This window comes from Streptomyces sp. NPDC047028, assembly GCF_040644095.1.
Taxonomy (GTDB): domain Bacteria; phylum Actinomycetota; class Actinomycetes; order Streptomycetales; family Streptomycetaceae; genus Streptomyces.
Map to the genome: position 1 here is coordinate 1 of NZ_JBEYVS010000062.1, position 17,971 is coordinate 17,971.

Genomic DNA, 17,971 nt, shown 5'->3' on the forward strand with positions numbered 1-17,971 from the left:
GGCGGCGGCCGCGGCCTGCCGGTCGCGTTCCGCCTGCTCAGCGGCTGCCGCACGGGCCGCATCGCGCCGGGCGTAGCGAACCCGATCGGGTTCGCTACGCCGGTAGCCGTGTTGGGGTTGCCGCTACAGCACCGTGCGCCCCTCGTGCCCCCTTGAGGCACGGCTTCCGTTGAGATCAGCTTTCCCTGTATGTACTGACAGGGGAGTTGAGGCTGGTCTCGGCCGGCCCTTCTGGAGGGGGAGTAGTGGCGATCAAGCTGCTGTCGGTTGCACCTGCGCAGAATGAGCTGATCGACAAGGCCATCATGCTGGGCAACCGCTATACCAAGACGTTGGGGCTCTTGAAGCCTCCCGCGTACATCAAGGCAGCCGAAGACGGTGGACTGCTCGTAGCCGTTGAAGCGGACGAGGTGATCGGCTACGCACTGTTCGGGCTCCCGAAAAGGAGCGCGCACATACGCCTGGCCCACCTTTGCGTGGCGGAGGAGCAGCGCGGCAGGAGCATCGCACGACAACTGGTGGAGGAGATCAAGAAGGGGTATCCACAACGGCTCGGCATCAAGGCCAAGTGCCGTCGGAACTACAACCTCAGCGGCATGTGGACGAGCCTGGGGTTCGTCCCGCATGGCGAGGTACGCGGACGCGGCCGGGATGGGGAGATCCTCGACGGATGGTGGCTGGATCTCGGGCACCCCCATCTCTTCACTGAGGTGGAGAGCGATGCCCTGCTGGTGGTGGCGGTCGACCACGGGGTATTCGCCGATCTCCGGGGACTCACCTACACAACCGACGTAGAGGAATCCCGGGCACTGGAAGCGGGCTGGATGACGGATCTAGTCGAGCTTGCCTACACGCCCCAACTGGTCCATCAGATCCGCGATATCGCCGACACCGCCGAGCGCCAGCACCAGCGGGCGGCGCTGTCTGGGCTGTGTCAGCTCACTCCTGCCCCTGAGGCTGTGGCCGAACGAACGGCTGAGCTGCTCAGCGCGACCAAGAAGTCACTCCCGGACGAGCCTGACGACGGGGCACTCCGTCGCTGCGCGCAGTACGTGGCCGAGACCTCGTGCGCCGGTCTCCGCGTGCTGGCCACTCGGAACCCCCTCCTGTCCCGCTTGGCGGACGTGGCTTGGGAGGTTGCCAGGGTTCGTGTAGTAGCGCCCGCCACGGTGACGCTGCATGTGGACGAGCTTCGGCAGGCCCAGGTCTACCGCCCGGCCGACCTGATGGGCACGGACTTCCGGTCCATGGAGGTATCCCCGGGCGCCGAGGACGAGCTAGTCGCTTTCTTCAACCAGTCCGGCGAGGACGACGGATCGGCCTTTGCTGAACGCTTGCGCTCTCTGGCCGCCGACACGGTCGTATGGCGCCGCGAACTGCTGCGGGACGGGGAGGGGCACCCCGTAGCCCTCTATGCGTGGGCGCTGGACGGACGGACCCTGGTGGTCCCTGTGCTCCGCACCGCAGACCATCCGCTCGAAGAGACGCTGGCTAGGCAGCTTCTCTTTCTGCTCAAGCGCCTTGGTCGCGACTGCGGCGCGGAGATCATTCGAATCACCGACCCGCATCCTTCGGCGGTAGCCAAGACAGCCGGTGGGGATGACGGTTTCTTCGAGCACGACGGCAGGCTCGTGGCTCTCCTGGTGAACGTATGCGGTACGGCGGCTGAGGTGGAGGCAGTGGCCGGCGGGCTCGCTCGCGAGTTGACCGTGGAGGCAGCCGCCCTGCATGAGGGCATGCCCGCCGAGGTAGCCGCTGTGGTGGAACGCGCCTGGTGGCCGGCGAAGGTCATCGACTCCGGGCTGCCGTCCTTCATGGTGCCGATCAAACCGCGTTGGTCCACCGAACTGTTCAACGTCCCGGCCATGCTCCTGCCGCGCGGCGACGTTCTGGGCATCAGTCGGGAGCACGTCTACTACCGCTCGTCGGGGCATCGAGGCGAGAGCGTTCCCGCCCGCCTTCTCTGGTACGTCAGTGAAGGTCCCGCGGGTGTGGAAAGCCAGATGATCGTGGGCAGTTCGCGGCTGGACGAGGTGCTCATCGACACACCCGATGCGCTGTTCTCGAAATTCGAACACCTGGGCGTATATGGTCGAGTCGAGGTTCAGAAAGCCGCTGATGCCTCAGGTCACGCCATGGCTCTGAGGTTCTCGGACACCGAGATCTTCCCCAGGCCGGTGACGCTGAGGCGATTGACCTCGCTGGCCGGGGAGCTGGGACTACCTTGGTCATCGAACTCGCTGATCTCGCTGTCGAAGATCAGCAACGACCTGTTCCAGGCGGTCTACGAAGAGGGGCACCGAAAGACGTGAACGATCCGGAACGCGCGATGCTGCTGTCCGTCCACCCGCGCTTCGCCACCGCGATCCTGGCTGGCAGCAAGACGGTGGAGGTCCGCCGCCAACGCGTCGCCGCGCCTCCCGGAACGCCTGTCCTGCTCTACGCGACCGCGCCCACCATGGCCCTGGTGGGCATGGCGCGCATCGCCTCGGTCCATGTGGCCTCCCCCAAGGAGGTCTGGTCGGCGCATCGTGCCCAGACAGGGATCACTCGACGCGAGTACGACGCCTATATGAGCGGTGCCACTCAGGCGAGCGGCCTCACATTGGAGGACCCTGTGTCCTTCGAGCAGCCGGTCACGCTCAACGCCTTGCGCGCGGCAGGGACCTTCCACCCGCCGCAGAGCTACCGCTATATGAAGAGCGATGACCTTCGGCAGGTGGCGGCAGCCGGGCCTGTCGTGGGCACTGCCCTTCGAGAGGCGCTGGGGGACGTAGTGCCGGTATAGGGCGTGCCACTTGATGACAGTCTGGTCAGTGCACACTCTGACGGGCCGATTTGCCTGGACTAGGCGAAGAGCAGAGTGGCCCACAGGCTTCCAGGAACGACGCCGCCGTGATGGGAACACGCCCCCTGCCGTCCGATGGACGTAGAGGGCCATCCGTCACGGCAGTGTGCGGGGGAGGGCATTACTACTTCGCTGACTTCCGCAGGTGACCGCTGTATGCGGGAGGCTTGATCGGTGTAGAGGTCGTTGAAGCAATCCCGATGGTCGAGGACGACGTGTGCTGCCTGCCCAGCCAGCTCGCGCTTCTCTCTGTACGCCTCTGAGATGTCCAGCTCGGTGGCCGACGTGGCGTTGAGGTCTCCAAGGTCGTCCGGGAACTCGAGTCCGAGCTGCAGGGCGAGGATGCTCGGGTCTGTGGCGGACACGAGAGGGATTCGGACCGCCTGCGCGTTGTTGCTCAGCATGTGTGCTCTGGTTCGGAGCGGGCTGCATGCAGCTTCATGCCCGTCGTCCTTCCAGGAGTCCCACGCGCAGGAGCCCAGACCTGTCACCAGCGCCAAGGTGGCGAGAGCGAGGCCGGCGCGAATCCTCTTCCGCTCTCGCTCGGCCCGCTGCCGTGCTCTCTCGGCTCGGACCTCGGCCTCCGCCTCTGCGCTTTCGCGCTCGGCCCGTGTGGCGTGATGGCGGCAGCCACGGCCTATCTCTTGGGGGAGCTTGCAGGGCGTCCCTTTCTGGGTGCGGCGCCCGCACCGCGGGGCTGGACGGCGTCTTCGGGAGCGGGTGTACCTGGTGGACATGCCGCGCATTGTGGACCACCGGCCGACACCGGCAGGGCGGAACGGTCGAAGCGGTGCTCGCGCGGCTGCCAGCAGGGTTGTCGGTCAGCAAGTCCCTGTTTGCGTAGGCGACTTGCCCGCCGTTTGCACGCACTGTGACCCAGGTCACCGAAAATGCATCTCATAATTCGAGACGGTCGGGCATCCTGTCGCCCCAACCTGCGCGCCTGCACCCCGAGGAGAGGGGCCGACCTGCACTTAGGGCACGCGGAGGGCGTGAAGCCCCCGAAATGGTCTAGACAACAAGCAACCCCCGGGCCAATGGCCAGGGGGTTCAAAGTGGAGCGGGTGACGAGAATCGAACTCGCGCTCTCAGCTTGGGAAGCTGATGTTCTACCATTAAACTACACCCGCGTGATGCGGACGGCCCGAGCAGTCGGGGTGTCCGGATGCTCGCTCACTGTACCTCATGGCAGGCCCCCGGTGCTCGGAGCCCGGGGGCCCGGTGCGTTGTGGGGCGGGGGGATCCCCGTGCCGGGGCGTGGAGTTGGGGCGTACGGTGGAGGTGTGAGAAGGGTCCCGGGGCGGACCGGAGTGCCGCCTGGAGAGTCGAGTCTTTGATCCCGTAATGTGCCTTTTGTCGGCAGGGCAGCAAGCCGGATACGGCTCTTGGGGAAGGGACTTGAGGGACTTGATGGAACGCACCGTGGTCCGCTGTGCGGACGGGCACGTCTTCAGCGCCGCTTCGTTCCCGATGCAGCAGGCCGAGCGACTCGGTCCGGGTCGGCTCGTGAGGTGTCCCAGGTGTGCCCGGCTCCGCAGTGCGGTGCCCGTCGCCCTGGAGAAGCGATAGGGGCGTGTGAGAAGGACGGGGCGTGTGGGTGCCGTGGTTGTCACGGCTCCGCGCGCCTTGCGTATCCTCGGGACGTGCTTCTCTCAGACAAGGACATCCGGGCCGAGATCGACGCCGGGCGGGTCCGGATCGATCCCTACGACGAATCCATGGTGCAGCCGTCCAGCGTCGACGTACGGCTGGACCGGTACTTCCGGGTGTTCGAGAACCACCGGTACCCGCACATCGACCCCTCCGTGGAGCAGGCCGACCTGACCCGGCTGGTGGAGCCGGACGGCGACGAGCCGTTCATCCTGCACCCCGGGGAGTTCGTGCTGGCGAGCACGTACGAGGTGATCACCCTGCCCGACGATCTCGCGTCGCGGCTGGAGGGCAAGAGCTCGCTCGGGCGGCTCGGACTGGTCACGCACTCCACCGCCGGGTTCATCGACCCCGGCTTCAGCGGCCACGTCACCCTGGAGCTGTCCAACCTGGCCACGCTGCCGATCAAGCTGTGGCCCGGCATGAAGATCGGCCAGCTGTGCATGTTCCGGCTCAGCTCGCCGGCCGAGTTCCCGTACGGCAGCGAGCGCTACGGCTCCCGGTACCAGGGCCAGCGCGGGCCGACCGCCTCCCGGTCCTTCCTGAACTTCCATCGGACCCAGGTGTGAGCGAGCAGATGAGCGACGTCCGGGAGGACCTGACCTACGAGCTGTTCGGGAACGCCGTCCGCGAGCTGGCGCAGACCATCGCCGACGACGGCTACGAGCCCGACATCGTGCTGAGCATCGCCCGCGGCGGCGTGTTCGTCGCGGGCGGGCTGGCGTACGCCCTGGACTGCAAGAACATCCACCTGGTGAACGTCGAGTTCTACACCGGCGTCGGCACCACCCTGGAGATGCCGGTCATGCTCGCCCCGGTGCCGAACGTGATCGACTTCTCCGACAAGAAGGTCCTCATCACCGACGACGTCGCGGACACCGGCAAGACGCTCAAGCTGGTCCGCGACTTCTGCCTCGACACCGTCGCCGAGGTCCGCTCCGCCGTGATCTACGAGAAGTCCCACTCCCTCGTGAAGTGCGAGTACGTGTGGAAGCGCACCGACGAATGGATCAACTTCCCGTGGAGCGTCCTGCCGCCCGTCCACAAGACGGGCTCGGCGCCCAAGGTGAACAGGGAAGCACTCTGACCCGCGCCCGCGCCCGGTAGCTTCCGGCCTGCCCGTGTCGCCGTCAGGGGCGTACGGGCACAGGATGGACATGATGGCGCCGGCAGGCGCGACCCGGCACTCGCCGGGCCGCGAGAGCCGGAAGGAGGCGCGGCATCATGCCCAAGTTCATGGATGTCCACCACGGGATGAACGGCATCACGTCCGACCAGTTGAAGCAGGCCCACGGGGCCGATCTCGCCATTGAACAGGAGGAAGGCGTCCACTTCGAGAAGGCATGGGCGGACCCGGAGTCCGGCACGGTCTACTGCCTCTCCGAGGCCCCCTCGGCCGAAGCGGTCCAGCGTATCCACGAACGTGCTGGTCATCGGGCCGACGAAGTCCACGCGGTTCCCCTGACCGTGTGAAGGCAAGCTCCTCCGGAGCACCGGAGACGGAAGGTCGAAGGCCCCCGGTCCAGTGGACCGGGGGCCTTCGCGGGCTAGAACGTGCCGAGCTTCACGATCGACAGCAGGGCGATCAGCTGGATCGCCGACGCGCCCAGCGCCTTCGGCCAGGGCAGGTCGTGGGAGCGGGAGACCATCAGGGTCAGCAGGGCGCCCGCCGCGATCCACGTCGCCCAGCCCAGCAGCTGCACGAAGCCCGCGTCGCCGCCGAGGAACATGGCGAACAGCAGGCGGGGCGCGTCCGTGAGGGACATGATCAGCATGGACAGGCCCACGGTGGGCTGCCAGGCGCCGTCGCCGCCGAGCTGACGGGCCAGGGTGTGGGTGACCACGCCGAGGATGAACGCGCTCAGCACCATCGCCACCGCCGTCACCAGGACGATCGGCACCGCGTTGGAGAGCGTGGCGCTGATCGCGTCCTCGCGGGCGTGGTCGAAGCCGAACACGGCGAGCAGGCCGTAGAGGAACGTGACGACGAGCGCCGGGGCCCACATCGTGTAGTCGCGCATCCGCAGGAACGTCTGGTTCGGGGAGAGGACGACGCCCCGCAGCAGGTCCTTCCAGTGCAGCGGCGGACCGCTGGGGCCCGCGGGCGCGGCCGCGCCGGCGTGGTAGGTCGCGCCCTGCGTGTAGCCGGCGGCCTCGTCGACGGAGAAGGCCTGGGTGTGGCCCGGGCTGTTCGCCGCGTACGGGTCGTGCGGGGCGCTCTGCCCCGGCCCCTGGTAGCCGCCCCGGGCGTAGCCGCTGCCGCCGTCGAAGTACTCCGGGCCGTCCCCGCCGCCCGGCCCCGGGTAGCCGTACGGCTGTCCCGGCTGCCCCTGCGGGGGGTACGGCGACGAGGGCGCCGACGGCCGGCCGTACGACGGTCCCTGCCTGCCGTACGACGGCCCCCGTGGCGCCTGCTGTCCCTGCGGGGCCTGTCGTCCCTGCGGGGCCTGCTGTCCCTGGGGGGTGCGGTTGTCACGGCCCCCGCGTCCGATCCTGAATCCAGCCACGTCCTCGAACGTACCTGCTCCCGGACGGCGAGGTGCCGGGCCCGGCTGTGCGGGCCCGGCTTTGCGGCCGACCTGTGACATCCCCTAAGGGGCCGTCAGCAGGCTCGTTCCGGGTTGTCTCGGGGTTCGGCCGTCAACCTCGCGGGCCGGACCCCGGACGGTGTGCGGTCAGTCGGCTTCAATCGGCTTCAGTCGGCGAAGTTCGAGCTGAACTGCGGCACGCCCGTGGTGTTGATGCTCACGGAGGTCGGCGAGATGATGCCGGCCCCGGAGGTGGTGATCTTCGAGCCGTTGGAGCGCAGGAAGGTGATCCCGCCGTTGCCGTCGTTCTCGTACGAGCCGATCACCAGGTCGGCCTTGCCGTCGCCGGTGACGTCGTCGAGCTTGACGTCGGCGCCGAACAGGTCGTTCTTCTCGGCGGTGCCGGGGACACCGGGGGTGTTCTCGGCGAAGGCCTGGGCGCCCGAGGTGGTGTTGACGCCGGACTTGGAGCCGTACAGGACGGTGACCTGGCCGGTGTCGCTGATGCCGCTGATGTCCTCGTCCGGGGTGCTGACGACGAGGTCCTGGTAGCCGTCGCCGTTGACGTCACCGAGGTCGAGGTCCCAGCCGAAGCCGTCGCCCTTCTCGTTGGTGCCGGGGACGTTGCCCGAGTTCTGGCTGATGGCGGTGGTGGACGCCGGGCCGGCGGAGGAGCCGTAGGTGATGTTCACCCGGCCGCCGTTGGAGGAGTCCGGGATGGGGGTGCCGTCGTCGGTGACGTTGTCCCAGCCGGCGCCGCTGACGATGTCGGCGTAGCCGTCCTTGTTGATGTCGCCGATGGCGGTGATGATGCCGGGCTTGAGGGCCTTGGCGGTGGAGCCGCTCAGGCCGTCGGTGGTGGAGCCGGGCAGCCAGTAGTTGGTGTTCCAGCCCATGGCGGTGTTCGTCTCGTAGCCGTCGACCACCAGGTCGGTCAGGCCGTCGCCGTTGACGTCACCGGCGGTCAGGCTCAGCGGACCGTAGGGGTAGTCGTTGGTGCCGGGCTCGATCGGCGGGTTGACATTGCCGTGGCTCTTCAGGCCGCCCCGGTACAGGTCCAGGGTGCTGGAGTTGGAGCCGACGACCAGGTCCGCCTTGCCGTCGCCGTCGAAGTCGCCGGCGGCGAGGTCCTTGCCCCAGAAGTCGTGGGAGCCGGGGGACGGGTCGACGAGGCCGGTGGACTTGCCGGTCAGGCCGCTGCTGGAGCCCCACAGGATGGTGACGCCACCACCGTTGGTGTCGGTGCCGACCTTCTCGTACGGGGTGCCGACGGCGAGGTCGTCGTAGCCGTCGTCGTTGAAGTCGCCGTAGGCCGTCTCGCTGCCGAAGCCGTCGCCGGCCTCGGCGCTGCCCGGGACGTTCGGGGAGTCCTGGCTGAGGGTCTTGTGCTTGGACGAGGTGACGCCGCTCGACGACCCGTACAGGACGACGACCGCGCCGGCGCCCTTGTGGCCGCTGATGTAGGCCGTGGGCGCGGACGTGGCGATGTCGCCGATGCCGTCGCCGTTGAAGTCGGCCTTCGCCACGTGGGCCGAGTCGGCGGCCGACGCGGGCGAGGCGACGAAGGTGAGCAGACCGCCCGTCAGCGCGGCCGCGGTGGCCGTCGCGAGAGCGATTCGCCGGTGCATGTGCATGCGGGTTTCTCCTGCGGCATGCGGGGGATGCCTGGCGGGCATCCGCAGTCAATGGGGTGCGGACTGTCCGTGTTCGCCGTGGGTTGTCCCAGGGGTCACGGAGCCGTCAGCGCACAGGAGACCCCGCTCACGAAGTAAGGGTTGTACGTACGTTCGGTAATTTTTGAGTTTCTTGGGGCTGGGGGGAACCCTGGGGCCGCTTCAGCCGTCCCGCTCTCGCTCGGGGCCGGCCGTCAGAACTGCCGCTGGACGCACCGGGCCCACTGGTGGACGTGGTTGTACTGGTAGCAGTCCTGAGTCCTGTGGGCGAACCACACGGCGACGAACGCGACCGCGACGGACATCGCGATCGCGACGGCCGAGGTGACCAGACCGGTGATGGCCTGGGTCCGGCCGACGCCGGTCCGTGCGGCCTTCCTCAGCGCCAGGACGCCCAGGACGAGGCCGACGACGCCGAGCAGGCCGCCGACGGAGACGATCGAACCGGCCAGGCCGATGGTGCCGAGTGCCATGGCGGTCACGGCCAGTCCGTTCCTGTCGTTGGTTGCTTGCGTGCTCATCCGCCGTCTCCTTCTGCTTCTGTGAGGTGGTCGGGGCACGATCATGGGATGCGGACCCCGTGCGAGACATCGCGGCGGAGAGGGGGATGTCGCTCCCCCGATCGGGGGAGGGCGGCGCCGGGCCGTCCGGCGATACTGACGCCATGATCAGGGGACTTCGGCCGCTGCTGCGCGGCTCCACCTACGCGGGTGCGCTCTTCGCCTACGGCGGTGCGCTCGCGAGCCTTCCGCTGCTGCCGTTGGCCGCGCTGCCGGTGCTGTCGTGGCGCTCCGCTCCGGAGGCCGTGGGGATCGTGGTCGTCCTACTGGTCTGGGCGGCGCTGATCGGTGCGCTGGGGCTGGCCGCCGGCACACGGCGGGTGCTGGTCGCCGGCGCCCGCAAGCTGCTGGACGTGCCGCTGCCCGATCCGGTGGCCCCTCGTGCGGGGGCGGCGGGTCCGGCCGGTGCCGATCGCCTGCGGACCCCGCTCTGGCTGGTGCTGCACGTGGCACTGGGGTGGGCGGGGATGCTGCTGACCGCCGTGCTGACGATCGCGGGTGTGGTCCTTCCGGGGAACTGGCTGGACTCCCAGGGGGAGTTGACGCTGTTCGGCTGGTCGGCGCGGCTGACCGGCGGCTGGGGGAGCTGGGTGGCGGCGCTCTGCTGCCTGCTGCTGGCGGTGGCCGTGTGCGCGGCGGTGTCGGGCGCCCTGCGATGGCTGGCGCCGCGGCTGCTGGGGCCGTCGGTGGCGGAACGGCTCGCGCTGGCCGCCGAGCGGGAACTGCGACTGGCCGAACGCAACCGGCTCGCCCACGAACTGCACGACTCGATCGGGCACACGCTGACCGCCACCACGATCCAGGCCGCGGTGGCCGGCGAGGTGCTCACCGCCGACCCGGTGGCGGCGCGGGCCGCGCTGCGCAGTATCGAGGAGTCGTCCCGGGCCGCGCTGGAGGACCTGGACTACGCGCTGGGAGTGCTGCGGGAGGAGGCCGCGGGGACGGCGCCGCAACGCACCCTGGCCGACCTGCCCGAGCTGATGGACCGGCTGCGGCACGCCGGGGCGGTGGTGGAGCCGGAGCTGACGGGCGAGTTGGCGCAGGTGCAGGGGACGCTGTCCCGGGCGGCGTACCGGATCCTCCAGGAGGGGCTGACGAACGCGCTGCGGCACGGAATGGGCGGCCCGATCCAGGTCGGGGTGCGGTCCGCGCCGGACGTACTGGAGCTGAGCGTGGTCAACCGGACCGGGACGCGGGCCGCCGCCCCGGCGGGGTCCTTCCCGACCTCCGGGCACGGCCTGCCCGGACTCGACGAGCGGGTACGGCTGCTGCACGGCGAGTTCTCGGCGGGCCCGGACGGGGCCGAGCGGTGGCGGCTGGCGGTCCGGCTGCCCGTACGGCCGACGCCGTGACCGCCCCCGACGAGCGGGAGTCCGGCCGGGAGGAGTCCATCACCCTCCTGATCGCGGACGACGACCAGGTGACCCGCATCGGCCTGCGCACGCTGCTCGCGGTGCAGCCGGGGATCACCGTGGTCGGCGAGGCCGCCGACGGCGTCGAGGCGGTCGAGCGGGCGCGGGAGCTGCGGCCGGACGTCGTCCTGATGGACGTGCGGATGCCGCGCCTCAACGGGATCGACGCCACCCGGCAGCTCCTCGCCGGCCCGGTCGCGCCGCCGCCGAAGGTCGTGGTGATCACCACCTTCGAGAACGATGCCTACGTCACCGCCGCGCTCAGCGCGGGCGCCGGCGGATTCGTGCTCAAGCGGCTCCCCGTCCCGCAGATCGCGGAGGCCGTGCGAGTGGCGGCGGCCGGAGAGGCGATCCTCTTCCCGGCGGCCCTGAGCCGGATGGTCACCGCCCGCCCGCTGGACTCGGCCGAGGCCCTGCCGAAGGCGGCGCTGACCGGCCGGGAGGAGGAGGTGCTGCGGCTGATGGCCACCGGACGGTCCAACCCCGAGATCGCCGAACTCCTCACGGTCAGCCTGGAGACGGCCAAGACGCACGTCGGCAACGTCCTGACCAAACTCGGCGCGCAGAACCGCACCCACGCGGTGGTCATCGCCTACGAGTCCGGCCTCGTGGTACCGGGTCTCGCCGAGGGAGGAGGATGGGGGCCATGAGCGTCGTGAAGATCAACGTGCTGTCCGTGCCGGCCGAGCAGCGGGAGGTGCTGGAGAAGCGGTTCGCCTCGCGGGCGGGCGCCGTGGACGGGGCCGACGGGTTCGAGTGGTTCGAGCTGCTGCGGCCCGTCGAAGGGACCGACCAGTACCTGGTGTACACGCGGTGGCGGGACGAGGAGTCCTTCCGGGCGTGGATGGAGGGGTCGATGAGGGGCGCCCACGGGGGCGGCGGCGAGGGGGGTGGTGAGCGGCCGAAGCCTGCTGCCGACGGGGCCACGCTGTGGTCGTTCGATGTGGTGCAGCAGGCTGCGCCCAAGGGCTGAGCGCCGCGGGGTGCGGTGTCGTCCCCGTCTGCGGCGCCGTCGTGGCTGGTCGCGCCCACGCGGCGGAGCCGCATATAGGCACAGCCCCGCGCCCCTTTCAGGGGCAGTCCAACCCGGAATACGACGGTGCCCCCCTGCCTGTGCGGGTCAGGGGGGCACCGTCGATCGTGGGACCGGGGTTACTTCACCGGCTCCGGCTCCGGGGCGCTCTCTTCCTCGGACTCGCCCGCCGGGTCGGCCGGTGTCCTGACGGAGTCCAGGAGGAGCTGGGCGACGTCGACGACCTGGATCGACTCCTTCGCCGCCCCCTCGTTCTTCTTGCCGTTCACCGAGTCGGTGAGCATGACCAGGCAGAACGGGCAGGCCGTGGAGACGATGTCGGGGTTCACCGACAGCGCCTCGTCGACGCGCTCGTTGTTGATGCGCTTGCCGATGCGCTCTTCCATCCACATCCGGGCGCCGCCGGCGCCGCAGCAGAAGCCGCGCTCCTTGTGGCGGTGCATCTCCTCGTTGCGCAGGCCCGGGACCTTGCCGATGATCTCGCGCGGAGGCGTGTAGATCTTGTTGTGGCGGCCCAGGTAGCACGGGTCGTGGTAGGTGATGATGCCCTCGACCGGGGTCACCGGGATCAGCTTGCCCTCGTCGACGAGGTGCTGGAGCAGCTGGGTGTGGTGGATGACCTCGTAGTCGCCGCCGAGCTGCGGGTACTCGTTGCCGAGGGTGTTGAGGCAGTGCGGGCAGGTGGCGACGATCTTCTTCGCCGACCTGGGCTTCCGCGACTCCTCGGTCACCTTGCCGTCGTCGTCCATCTCCTCGCCGAACGCGGCGTTGAGGGACATGACGTTCTCCATGCCGAGTTCCTGGAACAGCGGCTCGTTGCCCAGGCGGCGGGCGGAGTCACCGGTGCACTTCTCGTCGCCGCCCATGATCGCGAACTTGACGCCCGCGATGTGGAGCAGCTCGGCGAAGGCCTTGGTGGTCTTCTTGGCGCGGTCCTCCAGGGCGCCGGCGCAGCCGACCCAGTACAGGTACTCGACCTCGGTGAGGTCCTCGATGTCCTTGCCGACGACCGGGACCTCGAAGTCGACCTCCTTGGTCCACTCCAGGCGCTGCTTCTTGGCCAGGCCCCAGGGGTTGCCCTTCTTCTCCAGGTTCTTGAGCATCGTGCCCGCCTCGGAGGGGAAGGCGCTCTCGATCATGACCTGGTAGCGGCGCATGTCGACGATGTGGTCGACGTGCTCGATGTCGACGGGGCACTGCTCGACGCAGGCGCCGCAGGTGGTGCAGGACCACAGGACGTCGGGGTCGATGACGCCGTTCTCTTCCGCGGTGCCGATCAGGGGACGCTCGGCCTCGGCGAGCGCGGACGCCGGCACCGAGGCGAGCTGCTCCTCGGACGCCTTCTCCTCGCCCTCCATCGTCTTGCCGCCGCCCGCGAGCAGATACGGCGCCTTGGCGTGGGCGTGGTCCCGGAGCGACATGATCAGCAGCTTGGGGGAGAGGGGCTTGCCGGTGTTCCAGGCCGGGCACTGCGACTGGCAGCGGCCGCACTCGGTGCAGGTGGAGAAGTCCAGCAGGCCCTTCCAGGAGAACTGCTCGACCTGGGAGACGCCGAAGACGTCGTCGTCGCCGGGGTCGGTGAAGTCGATCGGCTTGCCGCCGGACGTCATCGGCTGCAGGGCGCCGAGGGCCGTACCACCGTTCGCGTCACGCTTGAACCAGATGTTGGGGAAGGCGAGGAAGCGGTGCCAGGCCACACCCATGTTGGTGTTGAGCGACACCACGATCATCCAGATGAACGAGGTGGCGATCTTGACCATCGCGACGAAGTAGACGAAGTTCTGCAGCGCGGTCAGGCTCAGGCCCTTGAAGGCGAGGACCAGGGGGTACGAGGCGAAGTACCCGGCCTCGTAGCCGTCCACGTGGTGCAGCGCGCCCTCCAGGCCCCGCAGGACGTAGATGGCGAGGCCGATGGTGAGGATGACGTACTCGACGAAGTACGCCTGGCCGGCCTTGGAGCCGGCGAAGCGGGACTTGCGGCCGGGCCGGGACGGCAGGCTGAGCAGGCGGATCGTCATCAGGACGACGATGCCGACGGTCGTCATCACACCGATGAACTCGGTGTACATCTCGAAGGGGAGGAAGTCGCCGATGACCGGCAGCGTCCAGTCCGCCTGGAAGAGCTGGCCGAACGCCTGCGCGAGGGTCGGCGGCAGGGTCAGGAACCCGACGGCCACGAACCAGTGGGCGAAGCCGACGATGCCCCACCGGTTCATCCGGGTGTGGCCCAGGAACTCCCGGACCAGGGTCACGCTGCGCTGGTACGGGTTGTCCGTCCGGGTGCCGGCGGGGACGCGCTGGCCCAGTTTGAAGTACCGGACGAACTGACCGATGGCACGGGCGAGCAGGGCAACGCCGACCACGGTCAGGACCAGCGACACGATGATCGCGGCGAGTTGCATGGGGGCTCCTGAGGCGGCCTTGAAAGATTACTGAGTTACATTACTAAGCGGTAACTTATGCAGTCCGTCTGAGACTACCCCCATCTTCCGTCGGGATGCAGCCGGGCGCGGGGTGATCTGAGTCGCTGAGGGGCGCCTTCCTGGGCCTCCCCCGAGGTGACGGAAGGTTTCCGCGGCACACCTGTGTCATGGGTAGGCAATCCGATCGTGTTATTCATCCAGTTTTGCTACATTCGCGCCTAACTTAGACCTGTGCTATACGGGATCGCCGCAGCCTCCGCCGCCCTGCTCCTCACCGCCCTGCTCGTGGCGCTGCTGCGGGTGCCCGGACTGCGGGCGGGAATCGTCGACCGCCGGTGCCGGCGACCGGTGCCGGTGCTCGGTGGGGTCGCCGTCGTGGCCGTCACCTGCTGCGTCACCTGGGCCGGTCAGTGGACCGGTGTCGCTCCGCTGGGCGAGGGCGTCGGCCGACTGCTCGTCGCCGGCGGGGCGGTGGCCCTCCTGGGGCTGATCGCCGACGTGTGGCCGCTCAGACCCCGCGTGCTGATCACCGGCACGGCGGTGGCGGCGGCCAGTGTGGTGCCGTACGACGAGACGGGCTTCCTGGGCGGCATGCTGGCCGTCGGCTGGATCGCCTTCTCCGCGCTCGCCTTCCGGGGGCTGGACCACGCCGACGGGCTGGCCGGGACGGTCGGGGTGATCACCGCCTTCGGCTGCGGGGCCTGTGCGGCCGCCGAGGTGATGGACGGGCTCGCCGTCCTGCTGAGCGTGTTCGCCGCCGCCCTGACCGGGTTCCTGATGCACAACTGGCACCCCGCGCGCGTGGGGCTCGGTGCCTGCGGGTCGCTGTTCACGGGGTTCCTGCTGTCCGCCGGTGCCGTCTTCACGCGCGCGGGGTACTCGCTCGCGCCCAGCGCGGGCGTGCTGTTCTGCCTCGGCGCGGTCGGCGCCGCCGACGTCGTCCTCGTGGTGTTCTCCCGGCGGGTGGCCCGGCGTCCGCTGCACCGGCGCGGCCCCGACCACCTCGCGCACCGGCTGCGGCGCCTCGGGATCACCCCGCAGGGTGCCGTCGTCCTGCTGGGCGCGGCCGGCTTCTCGGCGGTGCTCGTGGGGGTGCTCGTGCACACCGGGTGGACCGGGACGGCGGGCGCGCTGTGGGTGGGCGGCGGTGCGCTGCTGGCCGTCCTCGTACTCCTTCGGGTGCCGGTCCATTCGCCCCGGCGGGACGCTCCGCCGCAGGTCACAGGCTCATTGCGTGTAAGGAACGGATAAGAGTTGAGTCCAGCTGACTCAGGTCTGTTGACCCAGTGGCGAGGGTCATGCACACTTGAGCCTGTTCCACTCAAGTCAGCTGGAGGAATCAACCATGGCACGTGCGGTCGGCATCGACCTGGGCACGACTAACTCCGTCGTCAGCGTTCTGGAGGGCGGCGAGCCCACCGTCATCACCAACGCCGAAGGCGCCAGGACCACGCCGTCCGTCGTCGCCTTCGCCAAGAACGGCGAGGTGCTCGTCGGCGAGGTCGCCAAGCGCCAGGCGGTCACGAACGTGGACCGGACCATCCGCTCGGTGAAGCGCCACATGGGCACCGACTGGAAGATCCAGCTGGACGGGAAGGACTTCAACCCCCAGCAGATCTCCGCGTTCATCCTGCAGAAGCTGAAGCGCGACGCAGAGGCCTACCTGGGCGAGAAGGTCACGGACGCGGTCATCACCGTCCCGGCCTACTTCAACGACTCCGAGCGCCAGGCGACGAAGGAGGCCGGCGAGATCGCGGGCCTGAACGTCCTGCGCATCGTCAACGAGCCGACCGCCGCCGCCCTGGCGTACGGCCTGGACAAGGACGACCAGACGATCCTCGTCTTCGACCTCGGTGGCGGCACCTTCGACGTGTCGCTGCTGGAGATCGGTGACGGCGTCGTCGAGGTGAAGGCCACCAACGGTGACAACCACCTCGGTGGTGACGACTGGGACCAGCGCGTCGTCGACTACCTGGTCAAGCAGTTCCAGTCCGGCCACGGCGTGGACCTCAGCAAGGACAAGATGGCCCTCCAGCGCCTCCGCGAGGCCGCCGAGAAGGCCAAGATCGAGCTGTCCTCGTCCACCGAGACCTCGATCAACCTGCCCTACATCACGGCGTCCGCCGAGGGCCCGCTGCACCTGGACGAGAAGCTCACCCGCGCCCAGTTCCAGCAGCTGACGGCCGACCTGCTGGAGCGCTGCAAGACGCCGTTCCACAACGTCATCAAGGACGCCGGCATCCAGCTGTCCGAGATCGACCACGTGGTCCTCGTCGGCGGCTCCACCCGTATGCCCGCCGTCGCCGAGCTTGTCAAGGAGCTGACCGGCGGCAACGAGGCCAACAAGGGCGTCAACCCGGACGAGGTCGTCGCCATCGGCGCCGCCCTCCAGGCCGGTGTCCTCAAGGGTGAGGTCAAGGACGTCCTGCTGCTCGACGTCACCCCGCTGTCCCTCGGCATCGAGACCAAGGGCGGCATCATGACCAAGCTCATCGAGCGGAACACGACGATCCCGACCAAGCGGTCCGAGATCTTCACCACCGCCGAGGACAACCAGCCCTCCGTGCAGATCCAGGTCTACCAGGGCGAGCGCGAGATCGCGGCGTACAACAAGAAGCTCGGCATGTTCGAGCTGACCGGTCTGCCGCCGGCCCCGCGCGGTGTCCCGCAGATCGAGGTCGCCTTCGACATCGACGCCAACGGCATCATGCACGTGACCGCGAAGGACCTGGGCACGGGCAAGGAGCAGAAGATGACCGTCACCGGCGGCTCCTCGCTGCCGAAGGACGAGGTCGACCGGATGCGCCAGGAGGCCGAGAAGTACGCGGAGGAGGACCACGCCCGCCGCGAGGCCGCCGAGACCCGCAACCAGGGCGAGCAGCTCGTCTACCAGACGGAGAAGTTCCTCAAGGACAACGAGGACAAGGTCCCCGGCGAGATCAAGACCGAGGTCGAGGGCAGCGTCGAGGAGCTGAAGGCCGCGCTCAAGGGCGAGGACACCGCCGCGATCCGCACCGCCACCGAGAAGGTCGCCGCCGTCTCCCAGAAGCTGGGCCAGGCCATGTACGCCGACGCCCAGGCGGCCCAGGCCGAGGGCGGCGCGTCCGCCGGCGCCGAGGCCCCGAAGGCCGACGACGACGTGGTCGACGCCGAGATCGTGGACGACGAGCACAAGGACGGTGCCGCGTGACGGAGGAGACCCCGGGCTTCGAGGAGAAGCCCGACGTCCCCTCCGGCGCGACCCCCGACGACGCCGAGCCGAAGGCCGCCCCCAAGGAGGGGGCGGCCCCGGCCGGGGACGGTGACGAGAACGCGGGTCTGCTGGCCCAGCTGGACCAGGTGCGCACGGCGCTCGGCGAGCGCACGGCGGATCTCCAGCGCCTCCAGGCCGAGTACCAGAACTACCGCCGCCGGGTCGAGCGGGACCGGGTCGCGGTCAAGGAGATCGCCGTGGCGAACCTCCTGACCGAACTCCTGCCCGTGCTCGACGACATCGGCCGCGCGCGGGAACACGGCGAACTGGTCGGCGGGTTCAAGTCCGTCGCCGAGTCGCTGGAGACCGTGGCGGCCAAGATGGGCCTGCAGCAGTTCGGCAAGGAGGGCGAGCCCTTCGACCCGACGATCCACGAGGCGCTGATGCACTCGTACGCGCCGGACGTCACCGAGACGACGTGCGTGGCCATCCTGCAGCCCGGGTATCGCTTCGGCGAGCGCACCATCCGCCCCGCGCGGGTGGCCGTGGCCGAACCGCAGCCCGGGGCCCAGACCGTCAAGGCCGAGGAGCCGGCCGAGGCGGCCGACGACAAGGAGAGCGGTGGCCCGGACGAGGGCTGACATCGCATTC

16 protein-coding genes and 1 tRNA gene are annotated in these 17,971 nt (G+C 69.2%); 11 read left to right on the plus strand and 6 right to left on the minus strand.

The annotated features are described in order from the left end of the window. The first annotated feature begins 245 nt into the window (after positions 1 to 245). Together ABZ854_RS33850 and ABZ854_RS33855 are read left to right on the plus strand one after the other, a co-directional pair. On the plus strand, positions 246 to 2,312 hold the full coding sequence (locus ABZ854_RS33850) for a GNAT family N-acetyltransferase (protein ID WP_361218893.1): 2,067 nt from the start codon (positions 246 to 248) through the stop codon (positions 2,310 to 2,312). Further along, entirely contained in the window at positions 2,309 to 2,788 is a 480-nt protein-coding gene (locus tag ABZ854_RS33855) for an ASCH domain-containing protein (protein WP_361218896.1), read from the plus strand. Before ABZ854_RS33850 ends, ABZ854_RS33855 begins: the two co-directional genes overlap by 4 nt. 59 nt (positions 2,789 to 2,847) lie before the next feature. Here ABZ854_RS33855 and ABZ854_RS33860 read toward each other — a convergent pair whose 3' ends face one another. Beyond that, entirely contained in the window at positions 2,848 to 3,252 is a 405-nt protein-coding gene (locus ABZ854_RS33860; protein WP_361218899.1) for a hypothetical protein, read from the minus strand. A gap of 652 nt (positions 3,253 to 3,904) precedes the next feature. Continuing rightward, positions 3,905 to 3,978, minus strand: a tRNA-Gly gene (locus ABZ854_RS33865). Between the two features lie 513 nt (positions 3,979 to 4,491). Here ABZ854_RS33865 and dcd point away from each other — a divergent pair. The 3 genes from dcd (at position 4,492) to ABZ854_RS33880 (ending at position 5,971) form a co-directional block, all read left to right on the plus strand. Continuing rightward, complete coding sequence (gene dcd / locus ABZ854_RS33870) at positions 4,492 to 5,067, plus strand: dCTP deaminase (RefSeq protein ID WP_129307833.1); 576 nt, start codon at positions 4,492 to 4,494, stop codon at positions 5,065 to 5,067. An 8-nt stretch (positions 5,068 to 5,075) separates the two neighbouring features. Then, positions 5,076 to 5,585, plus strand: coding sequence for a phosphoribosyltransferase (locus ABZ854_RS33875; protein ID WP_361218902.1), 510 nt, complete (start codon positions 5,076 to 5,078; stop codon positions 5,583 to 5,585). Between the two features lie 137 nt (positions 5,586 to 5,722). Continuing rightward, positions 5,723 to 5,971 carry an SCO4226 family nickel-binding protein gene (locus tag ABZ854_RS33880; RefSeq protein WP_361218905.1) on the plus strand — a complete coding sequence of 83 codons (249 nt, stop codon included), beginning with the start codon at positions 5,723 to 5,725 and terminating at the stop codon, positions 5,969 to 5,971. 74 nt (positions 5,972 to 6,045) lie between these two features. Here ABZ854_RS33880 and ABZ854_RS33885 read toward each other — a convergent pair whose 3' ends face one another. The 3 genes from ABZ854_RS33885 to ABZ854_RS33895 form a co-directional block, all read right to left on the minus strand. After that, complete coding sequence (locus tag ABZ854_RS33885) at positions 6,046 to 7,086, minus strand: Yip1 family protein (protein ID WP_361218908.1); 1,041 nt, start codon at positions 7,084 to 7,086, stop codon at positions 6,046 to 6,048. Positions 7,087 to 7,193: 107 nt separating this feature from the next. Further along, positions 7,194 to 8,660 (minus strand): FG-GAP and VCBS repeat-containing protein, encoded by a 1,467-nt coding sequence (locus ABZ854_RS33890; protein WP_361218911.1) that lies wholly within the window; start codon positions 8,658 to 8,660, stop codon positions 7,194 to 7,196. 233 nt (positions 8,661 to 8,893) lie between these two features. Then, entirely contained in the window at positions 8,894 to 9,220 is a 327-nt protein-coding gene (locus tag ABZ854_RS33895) for a DUF4190 domain-containing protein (protein ID WP_361218914.1), read from the minus strand. Positions 9,221 to 9,363: 143 nt separating this feature from the next. On the opposite strand from ABZ854_RS33895, the gene ABZ854_RS33900 reads away from it, so the two are divergent. The 3 genes from ABZ854_RS33900 to ABZ854_RS33910 are packed head-to-tail and all read left to right on the plus strand — an operon-like array spanning position 9,364 to position 11,644. Continuing rightward, positions 9,364 to 10,611 carry a histidine kinase gene (locus ABZ854_RS33900; RefSeq protein WP_361218917.1) on the plus strand — a complete coding sequence of 416 codons (1,248 nt, stop codon included), beginning with the start codon at positions 9,364 to 9,366 and terminating at the stop codon, positions 10,609 to 10,611. Further along, positions 10,608 to 11,321, plus strand: a complete 714-nt coding sequence (locus ABZ854_RS33905; protein ID WP_361218919.1) for a response regulator transcription factor — start codon at positions 10,608 to 10,610, stop codon at positions 11,319 to 11,321. The genes ABZ854_RS33900 and ABZ854_RS33905 overlap by 4 nt, the downstream gene beginning before the upstream one ends. Continuing rightward, positions 11,318 to 11,644 carry an antibiotic biosynthesis monooxygenase gene (locus ABZ854_RS33910; RefSeq protein ID WP_361218922.1) on the plus strand — a complete coding sequence of 109 codons (327 nt, stop codon included), beginning with the start codon at positions 11,318 to 11,320 and terminating at the stop codon, positions 11,642 to 11,644. Before ABZ854_RS33905 ends, ABZ854_RS33910 begins: the two co-directional genes overlap by 4 nt. Positions 11,645 to 11,823: 179 nt before the next feature. Here the strand turns inward: ABZ854_RS33910 and ABZ854_RS33915 are convergent, their stop codons facing one another. Beyond that, a complete protein-coding gene (locus ABZ854_RS33915) occupies positions 11,824 to 14,106 on the minus strand; it encodes a (Fe-S)-binding protein (RefSeq protein ID WP_361218925.1) in 2,283 nt (760 codons plus the stop codon). Between the two features lie 252 nt (positions 14,107 to 14,358). On the opposite strand from ABZ854_RS33915, the gene ABZ854_RS33920 reads away from it, so the two are divergent. The 3 genes from ABZ854_RS33920 (at position 14,359) to grpE (ending at position 17,961) form a co-directional block, all read left to right on the plus strand. Then, positions 14,359 to 15,378: an MraY family glycosyltransferase gene (locus ABZ854_RS33920; protein WP_361218928.1), complete on the plus strand. Its 1,020-nt coding sequence runs from the start codon at positions 14,359 to 14,361 to the stop codon at positions 15,376 to 15,378. Between the two features lie 94 nt (positions 15,379 to 15,472). After that, on the plus strand, positions 15,473 to 17,317 hold the full coding sequence (gene dnaK / locus ABZ854_RS33925) for a molecular chaperone DnaK (RefSeq protein WP_361218931.1): 1,845 nt from the start codon (positions 15,473 to 15,475) through the stop codon (positions 17,315 to 17,317). Then, the gene (gene grpE / locus ABZ854_RS33930; RefSeq protein ID WP_129307818.1) at positions 17,314 to 17,961 is read left to right on the plus strand and encodes a nucleotide exchange factor GrpE; all 648 of its coding nucleotides are present in this window, start codon (positions 17,314 to 17,316) and stop codon (positions 17,959 to 17,961) included. The genes dnaK and grpE overlap by 4 nt, the downstream gene beginning before the upstream one ends. Positions 17,962 to 17,971 lie beyond the last annotated feature (10 nt).

Bases quoted from the DNA above. Each gene is read 5' to 3' on its own strand.
- ABZ854_RS33880 (WP_361218905.1), top strand. From the start codon at position 5,723: ATGCCCAAGTTCATGGATGTCCACCACGGGATGAACGGCATCACGTCC.
- ABZ854_RS33860 (WP_361218899.1), bottom strand. From the start codon at position 3,252: ATGCTGAGCAACAACGCGCAGGCGGTCCGAATCCCTCTCGTGTCCGCC.
- ABZ854_RS33915 (WP_361218925.1), bottom strand. From the start codon at position 14,106: ATGCAACTCGCCGCGATCATCGTGTCGCTGGTCCTGACCGTGGTCGGC.
- ABZ854_RS33885 (WP_361218908.1), bottom strand. From the start codon at position 7,086: ATGTCACAGGTCGGCCGCAAAGCCGGGCCCGCACAGCCGGGCCCGGCA.
- ABZ854_RS33895 (WP_361218914.1), bottom strand. From the start codon at position 9,220: ATGAGCACGCAAGCAACCAACGACAGGAACGGACTGGCCGTGACCGCC.
- ABZ854_RS33875 (WP_361218902.1), top strand. From the start codon at position 5,076: ATGAGCGACGTCCGGGAGGACCTGACCTACGAGCTGTTCGGGAACGCC.
- ABZ854_RS33900 (WP_361218917.1), top strand. From the start codon at position 9,364: ATGATCAGGGGACTTCGGCCGCTGCTGCGCGGCTCCACCTACGCGGGT.
- ABZ854_RS33910 (WP_361218922.1), top strand. From the start codon at position 11,318: ATGAGCGTCGTGAAGATCAACGTGCTGTCCGTGCCGGCCGAGCAGCGG.
- ABZ854_RS33890 (WP_361218911.1), bottom strand. From the start codon at position 8,660: ATGCACATGCACCGGCGAATCGCTCTCGCGACGGCCACCGCGGCCGCG.
- dnaK (WP_361218931.1), top strand. From the start codon at position 15,473: ATGGCACGTGCGGTCGGCATCGACCTGGGCACGACTAACTCCGTCGTC.